The following is a 25,387-nucleotide window of genomic DNA, read 5'->3' on the forward strand; positions in this document are numbered from 1 at the left end:
GAGGAGCACTGTGACCACCCCCGCCTACCGTGACCCGTCGCTTCCGATCGAGGAGCGGGTCGAGGACCTGCTGACCCGTCTGACTCCGGAGGAAAAGGCCGGGCAGCTGACCCAGTTCTTCTACCTGGGCGACCTCGGCGAGGTGCCCGAGGATCTGGACGTCGACTCGCTGCCGCCCGAACACCGCGCCTACCTGGACCAGCCCCGGATGGTGGAGGCCGCTGTCCGCCGCGGCGCCGCCGGGTCGCTGCTGTTCGTGAAGGACCCCTCCACCGCCAACCGGCTGCAGCGCCTCGCCGTGGACGAGACGGCCCACGGCATTCCCCTGATCTTCGGGTTCGACGTGATCCACGGCCTGCGCACGATCTTCCCGGTGCCGATCGCGCTGGCCGCGAGCTGGTGCCCGGCGACGATCGAGCGGGTGCAGGCGGTCGCGGCCCGCGAAGCACGTGCCGCGGGTATCCACTGGACGTTCGCGCCGATGATCGACATCGCCCGCGATCCCCGCTGGGGACGCATCATCGAGGGCGCGGGCGAGGACCCCGTGCTCGGCGCGGCCGTCGCCGCGGCCCAGGTGCGTGGCTTCCAGGGCGACCTCGGTGCCGGCCGGGTCCTGGCCGGTCCCAAGCACTTGGCGGGGTACGGCGCGGCGCGCGGCGGTCGCGACTACGACGACGCCGAAATCTCCGACTCCGAGCTGTGGAACGTGTACCTGCCGCCGTTCCGCGCGGCCGTGGCAGCCGGAGCGGGCAACATCATGAGCGCCTACATGGACCTCAACGGCGTCCCCGCGTCCGGCAACCGCTGGCTGCTCACCGAGGTGCTGCGCGACGAGCTCGGCTTCGAAGGCTTCGTCGTCTCGGACGCCAACGCCGTGCGGAACCTCGAAACCCAGCACTTCGCGCAACACCAGACCGACTCCGCCGCTCGCGCGGTGACGGCCGGGTTGGACATGGAGATGACCATGTTCGACCCCGCCTTCGCCCACCTCCCGGAGGCGGTTGCCCAAGGGCGGCTGCTCGAAGAGCACCTCGACCAGGCCGTGCGCCGGGTGCTCACCGCCAAGTTCCGCCTGGGCCTGTTCGAGAACCCGTTCACCGACGAGGACCAGGCCGCCGAGACCCTCGCCGAACACCGCGAGGTCGCCCGGACCGCGGCCGAGCGCACGATGGTGCTGCTGAAAAACGCCGAGCGGACGCTGCCGCTCCAAGCCGGCGCGCTGACGTCCATCGCGGTCATCGGCGAGCTCGCCGACAGCAAGCGCGACACCCTCGGCCCGTGGGTCTTCGCCCACGACACCGCCGAGACCGTCACCATCCTCGAGGGGCTGCGTGCCCGGCTGGGCGATGCGGCGGTGCAGTACGCGCCAGGAGCGGGCATTCCCGCCCGCACTCACCCCTCCATGTTCGACCGGATGGACCCCACCGTCCTCGAAACTCCCGACGACCACGACGACGCTGCCGAGATCGCCCGCGCCGTCGAGCTGGCCGCGGCGTGCGACATCGCCGTCGTCGTGGTGGGGCAGCGGCAGAACCAGATCGGCGAGAACGCCTCGTCGGCTGGCCTGGACCTGCCTGGCCGGCAGCTCGAGCAACTCCGGCGGATCGTCGCCACCGGCACCCCGGTGGTCCTCGTGGTGATGTCCGGGCGGCCGCTGGACCTGCGCTGGGCCGACGAGCACGTGCCCGCGATCGTCCAGTCCTGGTACCCCGGCACCCGGGGCGGCGACGCCGTGGCGTCCGTCCTGCTCGGCGACGTCTCCCCGGCCGGCCGGCTGCCCTTCACCTGGCCGCGGCACGTCGGCCAGGTGCCGATGGTCTACGCCCACCACCGGACTTTCGCCCCGCAGGACCAGGACAAGCGGTACTGGGACGAGCAGGAGAGCACCCCGCTGTACCCGTTCGGGCACGGGCTGTCCTACGCCGACATCACCTACTCCGGCCTCCGGCTCGGCCGCGACACCATCACCGTCGGCGACACCACGACGGTGTCGGTGGACGTCACCAACGGCTCCGGCCGCGACGCCGAGGACGTCGTCCAGCTCTACGTGCACCAGCGGTACGGCACCTCGTCCCGGCCGGTCCGCGAACTCAAGGGCTTCGAGCGGGTGCCGGTGCCGGCGGGCGAAACGCGCACGGTGACCTTCGAGCTCGGGCCCGACCAGCTGCGCTACTGGAGCGCCGCGACGCGCGGCCCGGTGCAGGACGCGACCACAGTGGACGTCTGGGTCGGTGGCAGCTCGACGGCTGAGCTGTCCGCAGTCCTGGAGGTCAAGGCCTGAGCCGTCGGGCCACTACCGCCTGGCGAGCTCGCCGTCACGCGCCACGGGCTTCCGCCGATGGCACGGACTCCTGGCCTGTCAAGGCCGGTGTCGTCGCGTCCGGTCCCCAGCTGGTGAGCAGCCGCAGCGCCGTCGCGGACTCGGAGCCCGGCTCGGCGTGGTAGGTCACCAGCATCTGGTCGGGGTCGTCCGGCAGCGGGAACGTCTCGTACGCGAGCCGCAGTTCGCCCACCAAGGGGTGCCGCATCCGGATCGGACCGTGGCTCTTGCGGCGCACCTCGTGGGCGGCCCACAGCCGGCGGAACTCCTCGCTGCGCACCGAAAGCTCACCGATCAGCGTGGTCAGCCGCGGATCGCCGGGATGGCTGCCGGCGTGCACGCGCAGGATTCCGGCGACGGCGCTTGCCTTGGCTTCCCAGTCGATGAAGAGGTCTCGCGCGGCGGGGGACAGGAAGATCAGCCGCCCCCAGTTGCGTTCCTCGGGGCGCAGCTGGGCCCAGTTGCCGAACAGGGCCGCGGCCGGGCCGTTCCACCCCAGGATGTCCATGCGGAGACCGTTGACGTAAGCGGGCACGTCGGCCATCGAATCGAGCAGCTGCTGCACGGCCGGGCGCACCTGCTGAGCCTGCGGCGCGGACCGGGCCGCCCGCTGCCGGGTGGGCTTGACCAGCTGCGTGAGGTAGGCGTGCTCGGTGTCGGTCAGCCTCAGGGCGCGGCCGATGGCGTCCAGCACCTCCACCGACACGTTCGCGGAGTTGCCCTGTTCCAGGTGGGTGTAGTAGGAGACCGACACCCCGGCCACCTGGGCCAGCTCCTCGCGGCGCAGCCCGGGGACGCGCCGGCGGGTGCCGTAGTCGGGCAGGCCCACGTCGGCGGGTTTGAGCCGGTCCCGGCGGCTGCGCAGGAACTCGCTGAGCTCGGTACGCCGGTCAAGACCGGCGGCCGGCCGATCACCGGGGGCATCGGAGCTGGGCACGCCGTCCATTGTGCCTCGGCATCCGCCGGCGTTCCTGCCACTGCCAGAGGTAGGCATGGGGAAGGTAGCCGCGGCAGCGGCTCGCTGCGGCCGGCGCTGGACGGCAAGATCGGCAGCGTCCCGACCGGAACGGCAAGCGGCGTTGGTGAACGCGGCCGTCCGGTCTCAACGGGCCGTCTTCTTCGGCCGTAGTTGCGATCAGGAGATCTCTATGTCTCGTGTTTGGTTCATCACCGGAACGTCCCGCGGATTCGGCCGCGTCTGGGCCGAGGCGGCGCTCGGCCGGGGTGACCAGGTGGCCGCGACCGCCCGCAACACCGGCGCGCTCGCCGACCTCGTCGACCGCTACGGCGAGGACGTGCTGCCGATCGCGCTCGACGTCACCGACAAGTCCGCGGTCGAGCAGGCCGTGAAGACGGCACACGCCCACTTCGGGCGGCTCGACGTCGTCGTCAACAACGCCGGTTACGGTCTCTTCGCGATGACCGAAGAGGTCACCGAGCAGCAGGCGCGCGACCAGTTCGAGACCAACGTCTTCGGCGCTCTGTGGGTGACCCAGGCTGTGCTGCCGCACCTGCGGGAGCAGGGTTCGGGGCACATCGTCCAGGTGTCCTCGATCGGTGGCCTGCGCGCGTTCCCGAACCTCGGTGTCTACAACGCGTCGAAGTGGGCGTTGGAAGGGCTGGGAGAGGCCCTCGCCGCCGAGGTCGCCGGCTTCGGCATCAAGGTGACGCTCGTGGAGCCGGGCGGCTACGCCACGGACTGGGGTGGCAGCTCCGCCGTGCGCTCGGAGGGCCTGCCCGCCTATGACGGCGTGCGTGAGGCCGTGGCCGCGTTCTGGAGCGGGTCGGCGTACGGCGATCCGCAGGCGACCGCCCCGGCCATCCTCCGGATGGTCGATGCCGAGGAACCGCCGCTGCGGGTCTTCTTCGGTGCCGGACTGCTCGACCTGATGCGTGAAGAGTACGCGCGGCGCATCGAGGGCTGGGAAAAGTGGAACCAGGTCTCGGAAGCCGCCATGGGCTCCGGCTCCTGACCGCCACCCGCTGTTGTCACAGTCGCCGTGGCGGGGTCGCGAACATGCGCGACGCCGTCATCACCGGGCCGGATCTCGCGTGAGTTCGGGGAGTTCGGCTTGCTCGATCCGGTCGCGGAGGCGGAACTTCTGGATCTTCCCCGATCCGGTCAGCGGCAGTTCGGCGGTCGTGAACCAGCGTGCGGGTGTCTTGTGCGGGGCCAGTTTCGCGCGGCACAGGTCGTGCAGTTCGGCGACCGGCGGGATCTGGTCGGCATCGGCGGGCACGACCACCGCGGCGACGATCTCGCCCCAGGTCGGATCGGGCAGGCCGAGCACGGTCACGTCGCGGACGCCGGGATGGGTGAACAGCACCTGCTCGATCTCGGTGGCGTAGATGTTCTCCCCGCCGCGGATGATCATGTCCTTGAGCCGGCCGGTGACCGTGAGATAGCCGCGCTCATCGAGGACACCGAGGTCCCCGGTGTGCAACCACCCGTCCGCGTCGATGGTTTCCGCGGTGCGTTCGGGCATGCCGAAGTAGCCCAGCATGGTCTGGTAGCCGCGGGCGCAGATCTCGCCGGTCTGTCCCTTGTGGACGGTCCGGCCGGTCGCCGGATCCCGGACGGCGAGCTCCAGTTGCGGCAGGGGGCGCCCGGCGGTCGTGGCCTTGTCCTCCGGTGCGTCGTCGGGACTGGTCTGGGTGATCACCGGCGACAGTTCGGTCTGGCCGTACACGGCGGTGAACCGCACGCCGAACCGCTCCTCGACCCGGCGGACGAGCTCGGGCGGGACCGGGCTGCCACCGGAAAGCACCCGGGACAGCCGTGACAGGTCGAACCGGTCGAAGCCGGGATGGTTCAGCAGGGCGATGAGCATGGTGGGCACGCCGGCCAGCATGTCGGCGTGGTGCTGTGCGGCGGCGGTGAGCACGAGGGCCGGGTCGAACAGCTGGCATAGCACGTAGGCGGCACGCTGGTGGGCGCCGCCGAGCACGCCCATGGCGCAGCCGGCGGTGTGGAACAGCGGCATCGCGGACACCAGGACGCCCTGGTGCGGCAGCTGCGCCCGGTCGATCGAGAACCGGGCGTTGGTCACCAGGCCGCGATGGTGCAGCAGCGCGCCTTTGGGGAATCCGGTGGTGCCGGAGGTGTACTGGATCTGGGCGGCGTCGCCGGGCCGCACGGCCGGCAACGCACCGGTTTCCCGGTGCGAGCCCACAGCTTCCGGCCAGTCGCCGAAACATACGGTGGCGCGCACGTCCGGCAGGCCCGCGCTCGCCTCGCGGGCGATGGCGGTCATGTCACTGCCCCGGAACGTGGCGGTGTGGAACAAGCCGGCCGAACGGGACTGCTCCAGCACGTAGCGCAGTTCGGCCGCGCGCAGCGCGGGGTTCGCGGTCACCAGGACCAGACCGGCCAGCGCCGCGCCGTACTGCAGGATCGTCCATTCGGGAATGTTGGGGGCCCAGACGGTGATCCGTTCACCGGGGGAGAACCGGGTCAGCAGCCAGTGTGCGCACTGCTCTGCTTCGGCGAGCAGGCGGCCGTAGGTCCACTGGCGGTCGGTGCGGTCCGCGCCGGCCAGTGACGGCGCACCGGGCGGCGCGACCTCGATCAGCGCGATCTGCTCGCCCGCGTCGGCGGCGGCCTGGCGCAGGAGGTCGCCGGTGGTCAGCTCGAGCACCGGGTGGCTGGTGTTGGCGGGCCAGTACGCGAGATCGGCGGTGGCGGTCATCGGCGGTCACTCCCCGTTCAGTTCGGCCGAGGTCGGGATCGGGCCGCCGCCGTCGGGGATCGGCCGTCCGGCGTCCCGCCAGCGCACGGCGGCCGGAAAGCCGTGCTGGGCGGCGAACTCCTGGAACCAGCGGCCCTCGGGGGAGTGGCGGGTGATGCCGTCGAACAGGGTGGCCAGGATCTGGGTTCCGGACAGCCCCATGTTGTCGTAGGCCTGGTTGATCATCAGCTTCTGCATGGCGAGCTGGTTGATCGGGACTCCGGCGATGCGGTCGGCCAGCGCCTCCACGGCGTCGTCGAGTCCGGCGGCGGGGACCGCGTCCAGCACGAGTCCCCACGCGGCGGCGGTGGTCCCGTCGATGGTGTCGCCGGTCAGCAGCATCCGCTTGGCCCGTTCGGCGCCGAGCCGGTAGACCCACATCGCGGTGGTGGGGCACCCCCACACCCTGGCCGGCATGTAGCCGATGCGCGCGTCGTCGGCCATCACCACCAGGTCGCACGACAGCGCGATGTCACTGCCGCCGGCGACGGCGTACCCCTGGACCTTGGCGATGGTCGGCTTGAGCGAGCGCCACAGGGTGAAGAAGTCGTCGGTGTTGCGCTTCATGTGCCGGTAGTCCTGGATCGGGTCCCAGACCGGCGGCTGCGTGAGGTCACCGTGCTCGGCGTACTGCTTGAGGTCGTAGCCCGCGCTGAACGCCCGCCCGGCGCCCTGCACCACGATCACCCGGACCTCGGGGTCGTCGTTGGCCTGCTCGACCAGTTCGCGGAGCCGCCGCGCCAGCTCCGCCGTGATCGCGTTCAGCCGGTCGGGTCGGTTCAGCGTGAGATACGCCTTGCGGCCGTGCACTTCGTAGCCGATGAGATCACTCATGTGTCGCTCCGTTCTCGTCCAGCGGGCGGCCGGCCAGGATGGCCCGCGCGACCGACGCCCAGTCCTCGAGCAGCCGCTCGGTTGCGCCGCCTTCGCCGCGCAGCACGTCGGAGATCGCCAGGCCCCGCAGGAATTGCACGGTCAGCGACGCCACCATCGGGTAGCGGTCGCCGGTCACCAGGTCCGCGCCGAACACGTCGTCGACCACCCGGTACAGATCGCGGCGGGCCCGCTTTTCCTCGTCGCGCAGTACGTCCCGCAATTGGTGATCGGTGCGCGCGGCGGCCCACAGTTCCAGCTCGGCGACGAACGCGGGGCGCACCATCGACGCGCCCAGCACCCGGACCGCACGCGTCACCCGATCGAGTTCGGCCGGCAGGGCGGCCGCCGCCTCCCGCACCGCCAGTTCGTTGCGTTCCATCAGCGCCCGGATCGTGGCGCCCAGCATCGCTTCCCGGGTCGGGAAGTGATGCAGCAGCGCTCCGCGGCTGAACCCGCCGGTGCGTTGCACCTCGACGGTCGTGGTCGCGGCCAGCCCGCGGGTGACCAGCAGGTCCACCGCGACCGCGACGATGCGCTGACGCGTGGCTTCCCGCTGCGCGGCTCGGGTGCCGGGCGGTTTGGTGTCCGGAGGCATGCCGGCACCGTTTCACAGTCACATCTGACTGTCAATGCGGTGTCGAGGGGTGCTGTCCCGCAACACGACGGTGGTCGGCAGCCGCACGACCTCGCCCGGGTCGTTGCCGGCCAGGGCCAGCTCGATCGCGCGCAGGCCCATCGCGTGCATGGGCACGCCGACGGTGGTCAGGGCCGGGGTGACGTCGGTGGCGGCGCTGATGTCGTCGAAGCCGGCGATGGCGAGGTCGCGTCCGGGGACCAGGCCCGCGTCGCGCAGGGCGCGCATGGCGCCGATCGCCATGACGTCGTTGACCGCGAACACCAGCTCGAGGCCGTCCAGGCCGCGGTCGAGTAGCCGCGTCATGGCCGCGTGGCCGCCGTCCTCGGTGAACTCGGTTTCGATCCGGTCGGGCGCATCGAGTCCCGCACGGGCGAGGCCGGCGAGGAACCCGTCCGCGCGGTCGCGGGAGGTGCGTAGCGCGTCGGGTCCGCGCAGCACGGCGAACCGCCGGTATCCGTGGGCCACCAGGGCGGTGGCCAGCTCTTCGGCGCCGTGGTGGTTGTCGATGGTGACGGTGCCGTAGGGCAGGGCCGGCTGGCTCACCACGGCCACGCGTCCCCCCGCGGCTTCGTACGCCTGCAGTTCCCGGGCGAGTGCGGCGTGGTCGTCCCCGATGCGGCTGCCGCCGAGGATGATCGCGTGCGGGCGGTGGCCGCGCAGGGTCGAGACGATCTCCAGCTCGCGGTCCGGTGACCGGTCGGTGACCGCCATGGTCACCGTCAGCCCGGCGGCCTCGGCGCCTTCGATGGCGCCGGCGGCGATGGAGGAGAAGTACGGGTCGGCGAGGTCGTGGATGATCAGCGCGATCGTCTTCGTCGAGCCTCGGGCGGTGGCCTGCGCCGACAGGTTCGGCGCGTAGCCGAGTTTCGCGGCCGCCTGGAGCACGAGCGCGAGCTTCTCCGGACTGACGTTACGGGTGCTGCCGTTGAGTGCCCGCGACGCCGTGGCCGCGGAGACGCCGGCCTCCGTGGCGACGTCCCGCAGCGTGGGGGAGGAGCCGGTGGGTGCCTCGGTCATGGGGTGACGAACTCTTCCCTCGTTCTTGTGAAGCTCGACAATAGATGGTGGAATACGTTTTCCGGCAGTGGTCCCACGATGGCGTGAGGAGTACCACGTGTTCAGTATCTCCAGGCAAGCCGCTCCGGCGTTGCTCACGGCGGCATTGCTCGTCGCCTCGGCGCAGGTGATTCTCGCTGCCCCCAGCGCGTCGGCCGCCGGGGTGAGCTACTACGTCGACGCTGCGCAGGGCAACGACAGCGCGGCCGGGACGGACAGCGCGCACGCCTGGCGCAGCCTCACGAAGGTCAACCAGATGACCTTCCACGCGGGGGACCAACTCCTGCTGAAGGCAGGTGGGCGGTGGAGCGGGCAGCTGTGGCCGAAGGGCTCCGGCGCCTCGGGTGCGCCGGTCACGATCGACCGCTACGGCGACGGCGCGAACCCGCGGATCGACGGCGGCGGCGCGGTCGCCGACACCGTGCGCCTGGCCGACCAGGAGTTCTGGACGATTCGGCACCTCGAGGTGACCAACCAGGCGCCGTCGACGGGCACGCCGGGGGCGAACCTCCAAGACCTGCGGGGCATCCACGTCACCGGCACCGGCGGCCGGACACTGCACGGCTTCGTCATCGACGGTGTCAGCGTCCACGACGTCACCGGCGAGGTGAACTGGATCGGCGGCGACACGGCGGACAACGCTCCGGGGATCCACTTCAAGATGGGCTGGGACCGCTCCAAGAAGACCGGCGGCATCGTCTTCGACTCCACCGTGGCGAACATCGGGGCGCCACCGGCGGCGCCGACGGTGCTCGACGGCATCACGATCCAGAACTCGGTCGTCGCGAACACCTCGTTCGCGGGCATCGTGGTCAAGCAGTACTCCGGGGACGCCCCGGGTGCGGTGGCCATCGGCTGGGGCAGCCGCACGAGCGCGGGCGACACCAGGTTCACCCCGCACACGAACGTGGTCATCCGCGGGAACCACATCAGCCAGCCCAGTACCGCCTACGGCTGCAACGGCGTGTACCTGACCGGCGTCCGGCACGCGGTGGTCGAGCAGAACGTGGTGTACCGGGCCGGGACGTCGGGCATCGAGGCCTACTTCGCCGACGACGTGACCATCCAGTCCAACGAGGTCGCCGAGACGCAGCAGAAGGCCCACGGCGCGGACTCCAACGGCATCGACGCGGACAAGGCCACGACGAAGGTGGTCGTGCAGTACAACTGGTCGCACGGCAACGGCGACGGCATCTTGCTGTGCCAGTTCGTCTTCGGGGACGTCGTGGTGCGCTACAACGTGCTCGCCGGCAACACCCGGTACCCGCTCTACCTGCACTCGGACAAGGCGTCGAAGGCGAAGGTGTACGGCAACACGCTCTACAACGACCGCGGCAAGTACCTGGTCTACGGCTACGGGACCTCGCTGACCTCGTCGTATGACCTCACGGACAACATCCTGTACTCGAAGGTGGCGGGCGCGTCGCTGACCACCGGTTCGACGATCCGCTACGACAGCAACCTGTACGGCGGCGCGAGCCTGCCGGTGCCCTCGGGTGACGTCCACGCCGTCCGCGCGGATCCGCAGTTCACCGGGGCGCCGGACTACACGGCAGGGACACCGGCGTCCGGGCCGCGGCTCACCGCGGCGTACGGTCTGCGGGTCCGGTCCGGCTCGCCCGCCGTCAACCGGGGTGTGGTGATCAGCGGCAACGGTGGCCGGGACTACGCGGGCACCCCGCTGTATGCCGGCAAACCAGACATCGGCGCGTTCGAAGTGGGGTAGAGGATGCCGCACCCGGCACGGGACACCGTGACGCTGCACGACGTCGCCGCGGTCGCGGGTGTCTCGCTCGCGACCGCGTCCCGGGTACTCGGGAGCAGCTCCCGGACCGTCGCGCCGGAGCTGCGCGAGCGGGTGCTGGCCGCGGCCGAGCGGCTGCACTACACCGCGGACGCCTCCGCGCGGGCGATGAGGCGGGTCAGCGACTCCCTCGCGCTGGTCGCCGACGACGTCACCACCCCGTCGATGGCCATCGTGGTCTCGGCGATGGAACGCGCGGCCAGCACGACCGGGGCCTTCGTCACCGTCTCCGCGACCCACGGCGACCCCGAACGCCAGCTGGAGACCATCCGCCGGGTCAGGGCCCTGCGGCCGCGGGCGCTGGTGCTGACCTCCGGCCGCGTCGACGCCGGCGCGCTGTCCGGACGGCTGCTCGCGGAACTGCGCGCGTACGAGCACGACGGCGGCCGTGTGGTGATCGTGGGGGACACGGACCTGCCGTTCCATTCCGTCGGGTTCGACAACCGCGGCGCGGCATCCCGCCTCGGCCGGTACGTGGCCGAGACGGGGCACCGCCGCATCGTGATCATCGCCGGCGCCCAGGGGGAGGCCGCCCCGGAAGCCCGGACCGCGGGGCTGGTCGACGGCCTCCGGGCGGGGGGCGTCGCCGAGTCCGCCGTGCGGATCGTGCACTGCCCGGTCAGCCGGGAGGGCGGGTACGAAGTGGCCCGCCACCTGGCCGCCGAAGGGATGGCTGGGATCGACGCGGTCCTGGCGGTCAACGATCTGATCGCGGTCGGCGCGCTCCGGGCCTTGCGCGAGGCCGGCGTCGCCGTGCCGGACGACGTGTCGCTGACCGGGTTCGACGACATCGGGCCCGCGGTCAACGTGACGCCCAGGCTGACCACCATGGCGCTGCCGCTCGCCTACGCCGGAACCGAGGCGATCCGGCTCGCCCTCGGCGAACCCGGCGCGGTCACCCACGTGACCGTCGAAGGCCGGCTGGTGCTCCGGGACAGCACCGGGGACCGGGCCACGACCGCAGGCTGATGCGCTCTTGACGTCCGCTGTGCTCCCGGCCACACTGCTGGAATGCGTTTTCCGAGTCTCGGCGAAGAGACGACGGTATGAGCACCCTCGACGAGCTTCGCGGACTGCGTCGGCGCGGCGCGCGGTCCTCCCGGCGTGACAACAAGGCCGCGTTCGGGTTCCTGCTGCCGTGGTTCGCCGGGCTGGTGTTCATCACCGCCGGGCCGATCGCGGCGTCGCTCGGGCTGGGGTTCACCAAGTACAACCTGATCCAGCCGCCGAAGTTCATCGGGCTGGGCAACTTCGCCCGGGTCTTCACCGACGAGCGGCTGCACAACGCGCTGCGGGTGACGTTCACTTACGTCCTGGTATCGGTTCCGCTGCAGCTGGCGTGCGCGCTGGGGATCGCCATGCTCCTGGATCGGGGCATGCGGGGCCTGGCCTTCTACCGCTCGGCGTTCTACCTGCCGTCGCTGCTGGGGTCGAGCGTGGCGATCGCGGTGCTGTGGCGGCAGATCTTCGGCACCGAGGGGCTGGTGAACCGGGTGCTCGGCCTGGTCGGCATCAGCGGGCACGGGTGGATCTCCGACCCGGATTCGGCGCTGTCGACGCTGATCGTGCTCAACGTGTGGACGTTCGGGGCGCCGATGATCATCTTCCTGGCCGGGCTGCGGCAGATCCCGGTGGCGTACTACGAAGCCGCGGCCATCGACGGCGCGGGCCGGTGGACGCGGTTCCGGCGGATCACCCTGCCGTTGCTGTCGCCGATCGTCTTCTTCAACCTGGTGCTGCAGATCATCCACGCCTTCCAGTCGTTCACCCAGGCGTTCGTGGTGTCCGGTGGCACCGGGGGGCCGGCGGACTCCACCATGCTGTACACGCTTTACCTGTACCAGCAGGGTTTCGCGCGCTTCGACATGGGTTATGCCTCGGCGCTGGCGTGGTCGCTGCTGCTGATCATCGCCGGGATCACCGGCCTCAACTTCTGGGCGTCGAGGTTCTGGGTGTTCTATGACGACTGAAATCGCGACCGGGCCGGCCGCTACCGTCCCGCCTTGGAAGCCGGGGCGGGCGTCCCGGCCGACCGGCCGGAGTGTCCTGCGGGCCACCGCCAAGCACCTCGGCCTGGTGCTGCTCGCCGTGGTCATGCTCTACCCGGTGCTGTGGATGGTCGTCAGCTCGCTGCGGCCGAACGACGAGATCTTCCGCAGCCCCGGCTTGGTGCTGGATCACCTGCGGGTGCAGAACTACGCCGACGGTTGGACCGCGCTGGCCTCGCCGTTCGGCCACTACCTGGTCAACTCGGCGATCGTGGTGCTGGGCTGCATCCTCGGGAACCTCATGTCGTGCTCCATGGCCGCGTATGCGTTCGCGCGCCTGGAGTTCACCGGCAAGCGGTGGTGGTTCGCGGTCATGCTCGGCACGATCATGCTGCCGGTGCACGTGATCATCGTGCCGCAGTACATCCTGTTCTCCCAGCTGGGCTGGGTGAACACGGTCCTGCCGCTGATCGTGCCGAAGGTGCTGGCCACCGACGCGTTCTTCGTGTTCCTGATGGTGCAGTTCATCCGGAGGCTGCCGCGGGAGCTGGACGAGGCGGCGCGCATCGACGGCTGCGGGCACCCCCGGATCTTCCTGCGGATCGTCCTGCCGCTGATGAAACCGGCGCTGGCCACCACGACGATCTTCACGTTCATCTGGACTTGGAACGATTTCTTCAGCCAGCTCATCTACCTGACCGACCCGCAGATGTACACCGTCCCGGTTGCCCTGCGCTCGTTCGTCGACGCCACGTCGACCACTTCGTGGGGATCGCTGTTCGCGATGAGCGTCCTCTCCATCCTCCCCATCTTCCTGGCGTTCCTCTTCGGACAGCGCTACCTCGTCCGGGGAATCGCCACAACCGGGGGCAAGTAGCCCCGGAAAGGACTCCAGTCCATGCGCTCGAGACTCCTCCGCCGCGCCGTGTGGGCGGTGCTGCTGACGATGACGGCGTCCTTGCCGGTCGCCTGCTCGTCCTCCTCCGGCGGAGGCGACGAGCTGTCCGCCGGACCGGTGTCGCTGCGGTTCACCTGGTGGGGCGCCGACGACCGGCACAAGCGGACCCAGCAGGTGATCGAGCTGTTCCAGAAGAAGCACCCGAACATCACCGTGCGCGGGGAGTTCAAGGACTGGAACAGCTACTGGGACAGCCTGGCCACGACCGTCGCGGCCAACGACGCGCCGGACGTCATCCAGATGGACGAGCTCTACCTCGCGTCCTACGCCCAGCGCGGCGCGCTGCTGGACCTCAACACCGAGAAGACGCACCTGAACACCGCCGACTTCGACCCCAAGGCCCTGGCCACCGGCGCGATCGACGGGCAGCAGTACGGGCTGCCGGTCGGCCTCGGGTCGTACGCCATGGTGGCCAACACCGACCTGCTGGCCAAGTACGGGATCCCGCTCCCGGACGACACCACGTGGTCCTGGGATGACCTGAAGAAGGTGGCGGAGCAGGTCTCGAGGGCCGGCGGCGGCTCGGTGTGGGGCGTGCAGTCCCCGGGCTTCAGCGACGCCGGCGGCCTCCAGATCTGGGCCCGGCAGGCGGGCGGCTCGCTGTTCGACGACAAGGGCAAGGTCGCCATCCCGCCCGAGGTCCTCACCCGCTACTTCGCCTACCTGCTCGACCTGGCCCACGGCGGTGCCGCGCCGCCGCCCTCGGTCACCATCGAGAAGGCAGGCGGCACGCTCAGCCAGACGGCCGTGGCCACCAACGCCACCGCGTTCGGCTTCTGCTGGAACACCCAGCTGACCACCTTGAGCGCGGCGAGCGGCCAGAAGCTGAAACTGCTGAAGCTGCCCGGTGAGACCCAGGCGCACGCCGAGTACTACAAGCCGTCGATGTTCTGGTCGGTCTCGGCCCGGTCCCAGCACCCGGCGGAAGCGGCACTGCTGCTGGACTTCCTGGCCAACGACCAGGACGCGGCGAAGGTCATGCTGACCGACCGCGGGGTCCCGGCCAACACGAAGATCCGCGCGGCCATCGACGGCAGCCTGAAGCCCACCGACAAGGCCGCGGCCGACTACCTGAACCAGATCAAGGTCAGTGACCCGCCCCGCGTCACCCCGAACGGCGGCAGCACGGTCGAGACAATCCTCAAGCGGCACACCGAGGACGTCCTGTTCGGCCGGGCCGCCCCCGACAAGGCCGCCACGGCGTTCATCGCCGAGCTGCAGGCCGACATCGACGCCGCCAGGTAGGTGCTCATCGGAGGAGAAAGGAGCGCCATGCCGGCGCGGACCCACCTCAGCGCGATCGTCGGAACCGGAGCGATCGCGAACGCCCACGCCTCGGCGCTGCGTGCCGCAGGCGACCGGGCGCGCCTGGTCGCGGTCGTCGACATCGAGCACGACCGTGCCCGCGCGTTCGCCGACGAGCACGGTGTGCCCAGGGTGTATCCCAGTCTCGCCGCATTGCTGGCGCGCGAGGCCGTGGATCTGGTTCACCTGTGCACCCCGCCGCGGCAGCACACGCCCCTGGCGATCGAGTGCCTGGACGCGGGGGTCACGGTGCTCGTCGAAAAACCGCCGGCCCTGTCCCTCGCCGAGATGGACGAACTGGTCGCGGCGGAGCGGCGGTCGAGCGCCCACGTCGCCACCGTCTTCCAGCACCGATTCGGGGCTCCCGCGGTCCGGCTGCGGAGGCTGGCCGCGGCGGCCCGGCTGGGGAGGCCGCTGCTGGCCACCTGCGCCACTCTGTGGTATCGCGACGACGGCTACTTCGCGGTGCCCTGGTGGGGCTCGTGGGACAGCGAGGGCGGCGGGCCGACGATGGGGCACGGCATTCACCAGTTCGACCTCCTGCTGTCCGTGCTCGGCCCGTGGCGGGAGGTTCGCGCGCTGGCTGCGCGACGGGCTCGCGCCGTGCACACCGAAGACGTGTCGATGGCGTTGGTGACCTTCGAGAGCGGAGCGGTGGCCACGGTCGTCAACTCCCTGGTCTCGCCCCGGCAGACTTCCGCGTTGAGGTTCGACTTCGAGCGCGCCACGGTGGAGGTGGAGCATCTGTACGGGTACACGGAGACGGACTGGACGATGACCCCCGCACCGGGCCACGAAGATGTCCTGTCCTGGTGGGCCGACGCCGGGCCGAGCTCACCCAGCAGCCACGAAGGTCAGGTCACGGCGGTGCTCGACGCGCTGGACCGCGGCGACCCACCCCCGGTGACGGGGGCGGACGCCCGGAACACCATGGAGTTCATCGCCGCCCTTTACGCATCCGCCTTCACCGGCCTTCCGGTCCGCTGTGGACAGATCGCGCCGGGCGATCCGTTCTACCGGCGGATGGACGGGACGGGCGCGCCGTGGGCGGCGGTGGCGGCTCCGTGAACCCCGAAATCGTCCGGACCGGGGACGCCTTGGCGGTTCATGCCGGGGACGTCGAGCTCTTCCGCTACGTCGTGCAACCCGCGGCTTCGGCCTTCGAGGGGCCGAAGCCGTACCTGCACCCGGTGCGGACGCTCGCGGGTGACGTCGTGACGGCCTATCGGCCGCACGACCACCGGTGGCACAAGGGCATCCAGATGACCGCCACGGACCTGTCCGGGCAGAACTTCTGGGGCGGAGTGACCTACGTGCGCGACGAAGGTTACGTCGAGCTGCCGAACGTTGGCACCATGCGGCACGAGGACTTTGTCATCGCCGGTGCGGGGTTCACCGAACGGCTGACCTGGCACACCCAGGCCGGCGAGCACTGGGTGGACGAGGTGCGGGAGTGCACCGTCGTCGACGTCGACGACGAGTCGTGGACGCTGGGGTTCGCGACGGAGCTGACGAACGTGCGCGGCGAGCCGCTCGTCTTCGGCAGCCCGACGACCAGCGGGCGGGATCTGGCCGGGTACACCGGCCTGTTCTGGCGCGGGCCGAGGGAGTTCACCGGTGGGGAGATCATCGCCGCAGGTGGGCGGGGTGGTCCGGAGCTGATGGGCCAGGAAGCGCCGTGGCTGGCGTATGTCGGGCACCACGACGAAGTGGACCGGTCGTCCACCCTGCTGTTCCTCGACCACCCCGAAAACGCAGTCACGCGCTGGTTCGTGCGCAACACCCCCTTCCCGGCGGTAAACCCGTCGTTCGCCTTCTTCGACAAGCTGGGCCTCGCGCCGGGGGAAACCCTGCGGCTGCGGTACCGCGTCGTCGTCGGATGCGGCGCGTGGGACCGCGGCCACATCGAATCCTATGTGGAAGGTCACTCATGGTGAGAACCGTTGTCCGGACCGGGATCGTGGCCGCCGCGATGGTGCTGTTCGCACCGCTTGTCGTGGCGGCGGGGACTGGCGAGGCGTCGTCCGGACCGGGGTGCACGGCTGGCGCCGCGAGCGCGAAGGTGGCGGCCGCCGGGATCAAGGTGTGGATGGCGGGCGACTCGACGATGAGCGATCCCAAGTCGACCTGCCCGGTCGGCTGGGGGAGCCGGTTCGGCCGGCTGTTCACCGGCGACGTCACGGTCGTCAACATGGCGGTGGCCGGACGCAGCGTCCAGACCTGGCTGTACGAATCCAACGTCACCAGCCGCAAGGATTCCGCCGGTGAATGCGTCGTCAGTCCGAAGACGTACGCCCAGCGGTGGCTTGACATGCTCGACCCGGCCAAGGGCATGCACGCGGGCGACTACCTGGTCATCCAGTTCGGCATCAACGACAGCGACGCGAACTGCCCCAGGCACGTGGGCCGGGCCCGGTACCAGAGCCTGCTCACCGCCATGGCCCAGGCGGCGAAGGACCGGGGCGCCCACCCGATCCTGCTGACACCGGTCGCGGCGATCACGTGCAGCGGCAGCACCGCCGTCGGCAACCGCGGTTTCCTCACCGAGACGGCGGCCGCGGGCACCGCGAGCAGCAGCCCGGTCATCGACCTGCACAAGCTGAGCTACACGCTCTACAACACGCTGAAGCTGTGCCCGAACAACGGCGACTACACCAAGGGCGCCGTCGGGGCGTTCTTCTGCAACGACCACACGCACTTCGAGGCCGCCGGCGCCGACAAGATCGCCGGGATCGTGGCGAAGGCCTTGCGGGACCAGAAGATCCCCTTGGCGAGCTATCTCAAGTAGTCGGCGACTCCCAGTTCGACGCCACGGCAAGGACGAAGGGAAACGGCACCATGCGGCAAACCGTACGGCGGCTGGCCGGTGCAGCGCTGGTCATGGTCGTCGCGGCGGCCACGGCCGGCTTCGCGGCCGGTGGCTCGCCGCCCGCCACCGCGGCACCGGCCGGTGACCGGCTCGGCGACTACCTGTCGACCCAGCCGGACCCGGGCAGTTTCCCGCTGGTCGCGGCGGGGCAGGCGGCGCCGCTGGTGATCGACGCCGCGGACCACCTCGGTGTGGTCCGGGCCGTGGGCGATCTGCAGGGTGACGTCGGCCGGGTGACGGGCACGACGCCCAAGGTCCTGACGGGTGCCGTGCCGGCCGGGGCCCGCCAGGCGGTGCTGATCGGTACGATCGGGCACAGCGCGCTGATCGACGGCCTCGTCACGGCGGGGAAACTCGACGCGGGTGGGATCGCCGGAAAGTGGGAGACCACGCTGGAGCAGGTGGTTTCCCAGCCCATGCCCGGTGTGGACAGTGCGTTCGTCATCGCCGGCAGCGACCAGCGCGGCACCATCTACGGCGCCTACGACGTGTCCCGCGCGATGGGGGTGTCGCCGTGGAACTGGTGGGACGACGTTCCCGCCCGCCATCACGACGCGGTGTACGTGCTGCCGGGCCGGCACACGCAAGGCACACCGGCGGTGAAGTACCGGGGCTTCTTCGTCAACGACGAGAACCCGCAGACCGGCACGTGGGCGCCGAACGTGTTCGGGAAGGGAACGGCGCCGGGCCAACCGTCCGGGCTCAACCACCGGTACTACGAGAAGGTCTTCGAACTGGCGTTGCGGCTGAAGGCGAACTACGTGTGGCCGGCCGTGTGGGGCCGGGCGTTCGCCGAGGACGACCCGGAAAACCAGGCGACGGCCACCCGGTACGGGATCGTCATGGGCACGTCCCACGAGGCACCGATGACGTGCGGCATCGAGGAGTGGAACCGCCACGTCGTCAAGAACGCCAAGGGTGATCCGGTCGGTGACCCCTACGGTGGCAACGGTCAGTGGAGCTACCGGCAGAACCAGGCCGCCGTCACGGCGTACTGGACGAAGTGCTTCACCCGCATGTTCCAGCAGAAGTCCGACATGGTGGTGACGCTGGGCATGCGCGGCAACGGCGACACCGCGCTGCCCGACGGCTCCGGCATCGACCTGATGAAGAGCATCATCGCCAAGCAGCGGCAGATCATCGCCCAGGTGACCGGCCAGGACCCGAGCACGGTGCCGCAGGTGTGGACGTTGTACAAGGAGGTACAGAAGTACTGGGACGAGGGGCTGCGGGCGCCGGACGACGTGACGGTGGTGTTCACCGACGACAACTGGGGCAACATCCGCAAGTTCCCGGACCAGGCGCTGCCCGCGCGCGGTGGGGGGTACGGGCTCTACTACCACTTCGACTACGTCGGGGCCAGCCGCAGCTACAAGTGGGTCGACACGGTCAACCTGGCCGGCACGTGGGAACAACTGCACGCCGCCCACAGCTACGGCGACGACCGGCTGTGGGTGACCAACGTCGGCGACCTCAAGAACGAAGAACGGCCGCTGCAGTTCTTCCTCGACTACGCGTGGAACCCGGCCGCGATCCCGGCGAGCAGGCTCGGGGACTGGGAGCGTGGCTTCGCGGCGCAGAACTTCGGGCCGGACGCGGCGGCCGGGGTGGCCGACGTGCTGCACCAGTACGGGCACCTGCAGGCGATCCGCAAGCCGGAGTCGACCAACCGGCGGTTCACCCGGACCATGACCGGCTCGATCACCACCGATGACACGATGACCCCGTTCAGCATCGAGAACTACGACGAGCTGGCGCGGGTCACCGACGCTTGGCAACGTCTGGCGCAGCAGGCCCGCCAGGTCGGCCGGCGGCTCCCGGCCGCCGACCAGGACGCGTACTACGAACTCGTGCTCTACGAGGTGCAGGCGACGGCCAACCTGTACGCGCTGCGGCAGGCGCAGTTCCTCAACCGCCAGTACGCCGGCCAGGGCCGGGCGGCCACCAACGCCTACGCCGACCTCGCCAACGCGCGGCTGGCCGACGACACGGCGATGTCGAACTACTACAACACCACCCTGGCCAAGGGAAAGTGGAAGGGCTGGCAGACCCAGACCAAGATCGGGTACGGCGACAAGGCCCGCTACGGAAACAACGCCAGCTGGTCCGACCCACCGCAGCCGGACCAGATCTACCCGGCTCTGCAACGCATCACCGTGCCCCGCACCGCCGAAATGGGCGTGGCCGTCGCCGGCTCGACCAGCTGGTGGCCCAACGCCACGAGCCCGGCCGTGCTGCCCGCCCTCAGCCCGTACGGGACCGCGCCTGCTCCGTACCTCGAGGTGTTCAACCGCGGTACGACCGCGTTCCCGTACCGGATCACCGCCGCCGTCCCCTGGCTCACGGTCACCCCGGCGAGCGGAACGGTGAGCGACCAGATCCGGGCCACGGTCGGCGTCGACTGGTCCCGTGCCCCGCGCGGCACGACCCGGGTGCCGCTGACCGTCACCGGGGCCGGCCGCACCGTGCAGGTCCAGGCCGTGGTGGACAACCCGGCGGCCCCGGCGGCGTCCGGATTCGTCGAGGCGGGCGGATACGTGTCGATGCAGGCCGACCACTACACCAACGCGGTCGGCGAGAACGGGGTGTCGTGGCTGCGCATCCCCGACATCGGCCGGGACGGCTCGGGCATGCAAGCGACCCCGGTCACCGCCGCCGCCCGGACCCCGGGTGGAAGCGGGCCGCGGCTGGAGTACCGGATGAACCTCACGACCACCGGCTCGGTCACCGTCTGGACCTACCTGGCCCCACGCAACGCGACGCTGCCGGGTGGCACCGGGATGCGGTACGCGGTGTCCATCGACGACCAGCCGGCCCAGACCGTCGACGCCGTCGCCGCCACGGGCGCCAATGACCTCACCATGAACGCGTCGTGGGGGATGAACGCCGCCGACGCCGCCAACCGCACCGCCACCAAGTTCACCGTGACCGCCCCCGGCGCGCACACGCTGAAGTTCTGGCTGGTCGACCCGACCGTCGTGGTGCAGAAGCTGGTCGTCGACACCGGCGGTCTCGCGATCAGCTATCTCGGCCCGCCGGAGAGCCTGCGGAGCAACGGAGGGGGCCGGTGACGCGGCCGCGGTCCCGATCGGCGGTCCACTTGCCCATTCGGAGGAAGTCATGAAGCTCAGTCGTCGGTCCTGGTTCGCAGCGGTCGCCGCCCTCACCCTCGGCGCGGCCGGAGCCGTCCCCGCCACCACGGCGTACGCCGGTACTTCGGCCGGTGACCACTGGGTGGCGACCTGGACGTCCATGCCGCAGCTGACCGAGGCGTCCAACATGCCGCCCGCCCCGTACACGCAGGGCAGCCAGGTCATGGCCGACACCACGCTGCGGCAGACCCTGCACGTCTCGGTCGGCGGTTCCCGGTTCCGGCTGCACCTGAACAACGTCTTCGGGGGCGCGGTCCTGCCGATCACCGCCGCGTCCGTGGCGGTGCCGGCCGGTGGCGCCGCCGGCGTGAGCGGGATCCAGGCCGGCAGCGCCAAGGCGGTCACCTTCGGCGGCCAGAAGTCGGTGACGGTCGCCACCGGTAGGGAAGCGCTTTCCGACCCGCTGGACATCACCGTGGCGAGCGGAGCCAACCTCACGGTGACGCTCTACCTCGCCAAAGGACAGGCATCGAGCCGCATCACCTCGCACCCCGGTTCGCGCACCACCTCGTACCTGATGAAGGGCAACCACCTCACCGACACCACCCTGGCCGGCACGACCCGGGTCGACCACTGGTACTTCCTCAGCGGCCTGGACGTGTGGGCGCCGGAGCGCGCCGGTGCGGTGGTGCTGCTCGGTGACTCGCTGACCGACGGCCGCGGCTCCACCACCAACGGCAACGACCGCTGGCCGGACGCCCTGTTCACCCGGCTCCAGAAGCAGGGTGCCACCGCGAACGTCGCCGTCGTGAATGAGGCCGCGGGCGGCAATGCGGTGCTCAGCGGCGGGCTCGGCCCCACTGCGGTCTCCCGCTTCGACCGTGACGTCCTGAGCCAGAGCGGCGTCAAGTGGCTGGTCGTCTTCGAGGGCGTCAACGACCTCGGTGGCAACGGCTCACCCCAGACCGCCGCCAGCCTCATCGCCGCGTACCGGCAGTTCATCACCAAGGCCCACGCCGCGGGCATCAAGGTGTCCGGCGCGACGATCACGCCGTTCGGCGGCAACAGCTACGACAACGCGGCCAGAACCCACGAAGCGGCCCGTCAGACGGTCAACTCGTGGATCCGCACGAGCAACGAGTTCGACGCGGTGGCCGACTTCGACCAGGCCGTCCGTGATCCGGCCAATCCCCGCCGCCTCCGATCGGCCTACGACAGCGGTGATCACCTGCACCTCAACCCGGCCGGGTATCTGGCCCTCGCCGACGCCGTACCGACCACTCTGGTCACCCGGTAAGGCGTCGACGTCGTCTCGCTCACCCGAAGGGAACCCACATGCTTGCCCCCCTCCGCCGAACTCGCCGGCTCCTTCCGGCCGTAGCTGCAATCCTCCTCGTCGCTCCCGCGGTCGAGGCCGCCGCGGCGGCACCCGGCGTTCTCATCGACGAGACGTTCAGCGCACAGACCACCCCGGCGAACTTCGGCTTCCCGGCGGGAGCCGCCGTAACGGGTGGGGTCCTGGACGTCACCAAGGGAATGGGCAAGCACACCACCTCGGTCAAGGCGTTCGACGCGGCCGTGGCCGGGCAGCGAACCCTCGAGCTGGCGTTCGACTGGAAGACGGCCATCACGAGCAGCTCGAACAAGACCGGCATCGAGCTGCGGGACGACCACGGCGATCTGGTGTTCGCGATCGCCGCCACCGCCACCGAACTGCGGTACGGCTTGACGGGCCCGGTGTCCGACTCGGCGTCCGCGCCGGACTCGCTCGATCCGGCCTGGGTCAAGACCACCTTCGACCGCACCAAGTGGTACACCGTCCGCCTGCACCTGGACTTCACGCTGCAGACCGTGCAGTACACGATCGCCACTCGGGAAGCCGCCGCGACGGTCCTCGCCTCCGGCACGGCGAAGGTGACCGGCAAGAACCTCGCGAAGCTCGTCGCCTGCGACTACTACGGAACCGGCGTGCAGTCCATCGACAACTTCCGCCTCACGGTTCCGGCGGTCGCGGCGAACGGCCGGTTGAAGGGCAAGACGGTGTACGCGTTCGGCGACAGCATCGTCTACGGCCACAAGTACCCCCGCGGCTTCGTGAACTTCACGGCCGAACGCGAACTCATAAACCTGACCAAGTACGCCAGGAACGGCGCCACGATCGGCCCGGCCGGCGCCTCGGGCGGCCAGGTCGTCACGCAGGTGAACGCCGCCGCCTCGACCTCACCCGACTACGTCGTGTTCGACGGCGGCACCAACGACGCCGAGGTGATCCACGACGGCAACCGGTACCCGATCGGCGCGATGGCCGACGGCTTCGACCCGGCCAAGTTCGCCAAGTCGACCTACGCGGGCTCACTCGAAACCGCCCTGTCCGCGATGCGGGCCAAGTGGCCGGCCGCCCGGATTGTGTACGTAGCGGTGCACAAGCTCGGCTCCCGCGACTGGAACACGCAACTGGCCCTGCGGGCGGTGACCCTGCAGATCTGCCAGAAGTGGGGCGTGACGGTCGCGGACGTCTTCAAAGACACGTCCCTCGACACGCGCGTCGACAGCCAGCGGGTGGCGTACACCTTCAGCAACCTCGCCAACGGCTATCCCGGAACCGACGGCACCGGCACCCATCCGAACATCGCCGCGATCACCGCCTTCTACGCCCCGGTGCTCACCGCGGCATTGGTCCGGTCCTGACCATTCACCCGGCAACGACTTCCGAAGGAGGATTCTCATGAGAATCAGGCAGCTTGCGAAGGTGGTAGCAATCTTACTCCTCGTCATCGGTAGCGGGATCGGGACAAATGCCCTGGTGGCGCCGGCATCCGGCGCCACTACTTCGACCGGGCACAGCGCGGCCGGTCAGGCAGCAGGCGGCTGCGTTGCCGATCCCGCCCTGCGCGGCGCGACAGCAAGCCCCCTCTACACCGTCGCAGCGGACGGCGCGCCGCTGTTCGTCGAGAAGATGACCAAATTCGCCCCCGAGATGCAGGTGCACTACGCGCACTGTTCCCTGGCGGGACCGGGCACGGCGAAGTTCTCGGTCACCGTCGCCCAGAGCTTCGGCTCCTACACCGTCAGCCCCAAGAGCCGGAACCTGGCGGTCACCAAGAGCGGCAACACGATCACCTTCGACAGCGGCCCGAACTACCTGATCGTCCAGTTCGACGCCAAGGAGCTGCTGTTCATCCTGATCGACGCGCCCGAGTCGAACCAGCCCCGGGTGGGTGACGCCAATGTCAAGAACCTGGCCGATTACGGGGTCGACAACACGGGAGCGACGCTGGTCACGGCCAAGATCCAAAGCGCCGTCAACGCCGCCTCCGGAGCGACCCGGAACATCCTCTACGTTCCGCCCGGCCGGTACCAGGTCGGTGAGCTGTGGATGAAGAGCAACATGACCCTGTACCTCGCTGCGGGCGCGGTCCTCTACGGCTCGAACAAGCCGGGAGACTTCAACACGGGCAGCGGCGGCGTGAACATCGAGGGCGCCCAGCACGCGACCATCCGGATGTTCAAGGTGAGCAACGCGAAGCTGCTGGGCCGCGGTGTCATCGACGGGAACGGGAAGTCGCTGCGAGCGCAGGGCACCAAGCTGAACCTGCTGAAAATCGAGCAGAGCTCCGACATCCTGGTCGACGGCCTCACCGTCCGAGACCCCGGTTACTGGAACACGCTCGTCTACCGCAGCGACAAGGTGACCATCAAGAACTACAAGGTGATCAACTGCCGCCCCACCACGACGACGTACAACAACACCGACGGCGTGGATTTCGACGAGGCGACGAACGGCCTGTTGTCCAACGCGTTCCTCTACACCGGCGACGACAACATTGCCACGAAGAACGAGGACGCCACCGCCGGCGCCATCAACACCAAGAACATCGTCCACGAGCACGTCGTCTGCTACAGCAACTCGGCCTGCGCGAAGATCGGCACCAAGAACCAGGGAACGTCGATGGACGGCATCACGTTCCGAGACATCGACGTGGTGAAGGCGGCCCGCGCGATGGTGATCGACGCGTACGACACGGCCGTCATCTCGAACACCCGGTGGGCGAACGTCAGAGTGGAGAAGACCGACAGCCTGATCGACTTGAACGAAGACCGGCCACCGTCCTGGCGACCGGCGAAGAACACCGCGACGATCCGCGACGCCTATTTCACGAACGTCGCCTCGGACGTCAAGAATGTCGTCAACCTCCACGGACGTTCGTCATCGGTGAACATCAGCGGCGTGCACTTCAGCAACTTCACGGTCCAGGGGAACCCGATCACCAGCCGGACCGATGCGGACGCGAGCTGGAACATCAACGCCTACGTCTCGGGCATCACCTTCGGCTCCTGAGCTGCGTTGAATCGACCGCGTCAGGTGGTCTGGCCCGCGACGACGCGAAGCAGCGGTGCGCTGGCCGCGGCCCGTGGGATGCCGGTGTGGGTGAGTGCGGAGAGCAGTTCGGCGATGACTTCGTCGACCATCACCGGCATGTCGACGGCGATCGTGGTGAGCCGTGGAGCCCACAGCTGGCCGACGTCGGTGGCGTCGACTCCCGCGACCGCCAGCTCGTCGGGCACCGACCGGCCGAGCTCGGCGGCCGCGGCGAGGACGGCGAGGGCGACCTGGTCGTTGTAGGCCGCGACGCCGAGTGCGATATCACCGAGGTGACCGGCCGGTGGATCACCGGTCCGGCCGGGTGGGGACGCGGTAGCCGCGCACCGGGGACGGCACGGCGCGTGAGACGCGGACCAGGACGATCAGCCAC

General features: G+C 70.0%; 20 protein-coding genes. 14 read left to right on the plus strand and 6 right to left on the minus strand.

Annotation, left to right across the window (positions count from 1 at the left end; genetic code table 11):
• The first annotated feature begins 10 nt into the window (after window positions 1-10).
• On the plus strand, window positions 11-2,281 hold the full coding sequence (locus IE317_RS17675) for a glycoside hydrolase family 3 N-terminal domain-containing protein (protein WP_191311327.1): 2,271 nt from the start codon (window positions 11-13) through the stop codon (window positions 2,279-2,281).
• A gap of 34 nt (window positions 2,282-2,315) precedes the next feature.
• Here IE317_RS17675 and IE317_RS17680 read toward each other — a convergent pair whose 3' ends face one another.
• A complete protein-coding gene (locus tag IE317_RS17680) occupies window positions 2,316-3,257 on the minus strand; it encodes a helix-turn-helix domain-containing protein (RefSeq protein ID WP_229902770.1) in 942 nt (313 codons plus the stop codon).
• Window positions 3,258-3,468: 211 nt separating this feature from the next.
• Between IE317_RS17680 and IE317_RS17685 the strand changes: the two genes are divergently transcribed.
• Entirely contained in the window at window positions 3,469-4,293 is an 825-nt protein-coding gene (locus IE317_RS17685; protein ID WP_191311331.1) for an SDR family oxidoreductase, read from the plus strand.
• Window positions 4,294-4,353: 60 nt separating this feature from the next.
• Here IE317_RS17685 and IE317_RS17690 read toward each other — a convergent pair whose 3' ends face one another.
• From IE317_RS17690 to IE317_RS17705, 4 genes are read right to left on the minus strand one after another with little or no spacing between them, the layout of a single operon-like run.
• A complete protein-coding gene (locus tag IE317_RS17690) occupies window positions 4,354-6,009 on the minus strand; it encodes an AMP-binding protein (protein WP_191311333.1) in 1,656 nt (551 codons plus the stop codon).
• A gap of 6 nt (window positions 6,010-6,015) precedes the next feature.
• On the minus strand, window positions 6,016-6,882 hold the full coding sequence (locus IE317_RS17695) for a crotonase/enoyl-CoA hydratase family protein (RefSeq protein WP_191311335.1): 867 nt from the start codon (window positions 6,880-6,882) through the stop codon (window positions 6,016-6,018).
• Window positions 6,875-7,519, minus strand: a complete 645-nt coding sequence (locus IE317_RS17700; RefSeq protein WP_191311337.1) for a TetR/AcrR family transcriptional regulator — start codon at window positions 7,517-7,519, stop codon at window positions 6,875-6,877. The genes IE317_RS17695 and IE317_RS17700 overlap by 8 nt, the downstream gene beginning before the upstream one ends.
• Window positions 7,520-7,537: 18 nt before the next feature.
• Complete coding sequence (locus IE317_RS17705; RefSeq protein ID WP_191311339.1) at window positions 7,538-8,578, minus strand: LacI family DNA-binding transcriptional regulator; 1,041 nt, start codon at window positions 8,576-8,578, stop codon at window positions 7,538-7,540.
• 97 nt (window positions 8,579-8,675) lie between these two features.
• On the opposite strand from IE317_RS17705, the gene IE317_RS17710 reads away from it, so the two are divergent.
• The 12 genes from IE317_RS17710 (at window position 8,676) to IE317_RS17765 (ending at window position 24,972) form a co-directional block, all read left to right on the plus strand.
• Window positions 8,676-10,343, plus strand: coding sequence for a right-handed parallel beta-helix repeat-containing protein (locus IE317_RS17710; RefSeq protein WP_229902771.1), 1,668 nt, complete (start codon window positions 8,676-8,678; stop codon window positions 10,341-10,343).
• A 3-nt stretch (window positions 10,344-10,346) separates the two neighbouring features.
• Window positions 10,347-11,390 carry a LacI family DNA-binding transcriptional regulator gene (locus IE317_RS17715; RefSeq protein ID WP_191311341.1) on the plus strand — a complete coding sequence of 348 codons (1,044 nt, stop codon included), beginning with the start codon at window positions 10,347-10,349 and terminating at the stop codon, window positions 11,388-11,390.
• A gap of 77 nt (window positions 11,391-11,467) precedes the next feature.
• Complete coding sequence (locus IE317_RS17720) at window positions 11,468-12,391, plus strand: carbohydrate ABC transporter permease (protein ID WP_191311343.1); 924 nt, start codon at window positions 11,468-11,470, stop codon at window positions 12,389-12,391.
• Window positions 12,381-13,286, plus strand: a complete 906-nt coding sequence (locus IE317_RS17725; protein WP_191311345.1) for a carbohydrate ABC transporter permease — start codon at window positions 12,381-12,383, stop codon at window positions 13,284-13,286. The genes IE317_RS17720 and IE317_RS17725 overlap by 11 nt, the downstream gene beginning before the upstream one ends.
• Before the next feature lie 21 nt (window positions 13,287-13,307).
• Window positions 13,308-14,612, plus strand: a complete 1,305-nt coding sequence (locus tag IE317_RS17730; RefSeq protein ID WP_229902772.1) for an ABC transporter substrate-binding protein — start codon at window positions 13,308-13,310, stop codon at window positions 14,610-14,612.
• A gap of 27 nt (window positions 14,613-14,639) precedes the next feature.
• A complete protein-coding gene (locus tag IE317_RS17735; protein ID WP_191311346.1) occupies window positions 14,640-15,740 on the plus strand; it encodes a Gfo/Idh/MocA family protein in 1,101 nt (366 codons plus the stop codon).
• Window positions 15,737-16,609: a PmoA family protein gene (locus tag IE317_RS17740; RefSeq protein ID WP_191311349.1), complete on the plus strand. Its 873-nt coding sequence runs from the start codon at window positions 15,737-15,739 to the stop codon at window positions 16,607-16,609. The genes IE317_RS17735 and IE317_RS17740 overlap by 4 nt, the downstream gene beginning before the upstream one ends.
• Entirely contained in the window at window positions 16,603-17,460 is an 858-nt protein-coding gene (locus tag IE317_RS44615) for an SGNH/GDSL hydrolase family protein (RefSeq protein ID WP_229902773.1), read from the plus strand. Before IE317_RS17740 ends, IE317_RS44615 begins: the two co-directional genes overlap by 7 nt.
• 50 nt (window positions 17,461-17,510) lie before the next feature.
• On the plus strand, window positions 17,511-20,612 hold the full coding sequence (locus IE317_RS17750; RefSeq protein WP_191311351.1) for a glycosyl hydrolase 115 family protein: 3,102 nt from the start codon (window positions 17,511-17,513) through the stop codon (window positions 20,610-20,612).
• A 49-nt stretch (window positions 20,613-20,661) separates the two neighbouring features.
• On the plus strand, window positions 20,662-21,930 hold the full coding sequence (locus IE317_RS17755; RefSeq protein ID WP_191311353.1) for an SGNH/GDSL hydrolase family protein: 1,269 nt from the start codon (window positions 20,662-20,664) through the stop codon (window positions 21,928-21,930).
• 38 nt (window positions 21,931-21,968) lie between these two features.
• On the plus strand, window positions 21,969-23,321 hold the full coding sequence (locus IE317_RS17760) for an SGNH/GDSL hydrolase family protein (RefSeq protein WP_191311355.1): 1,353 nt from the start codon (window positions 21,969-21,971) through the stop codon (window positions 23,319-23,321).
• 115 nt (window positions 23,322-23,436) lie between these two features.
• On the plus strand, window positions 23,437-24,972 hold the full coding sequence (locus IE317_RS17765; protein ID WP_191311357.1) for a glycosyl hydrolase family 28 protein: 1,536 nt from the start codon (window positions 23,437-23,439) through the stop codon (window positions 24,970-24,972).
• Between the two features lie 20 nt (window positions 24,973-24,992).
• On the opposite strand, the gene IE317_RS17770 is transcribed toward IE317_RS17765, so the two are convergent.
• Window positions 24,993-25,277 carry a substrate-binding domain-containing protein gene (locus IE317_RS17770; RefSeq protein WP_191311400.1) on the minus strand — a complete coding sequence of 95 codons (285 nt, stop codon included), beginning with the start codon at window positions 25,275-25,277 and terminating at the stop codon, window positions 24,993-24,995.
• Between the last annotated feature and the right edge of the window lie 110 nt (window positions 25,278-25,387).

The sequence above is a fragment of the Amycolatopsis bullii genome (assembly GCF_014654205.1).
Taxonomy (GTDB): Bacteria; Actinomycetota; Actinomycetes; order Mycobacteriales; family Pseudonocardiaceae; genus Amycolatopsis; species Amycolatopsis plumensis.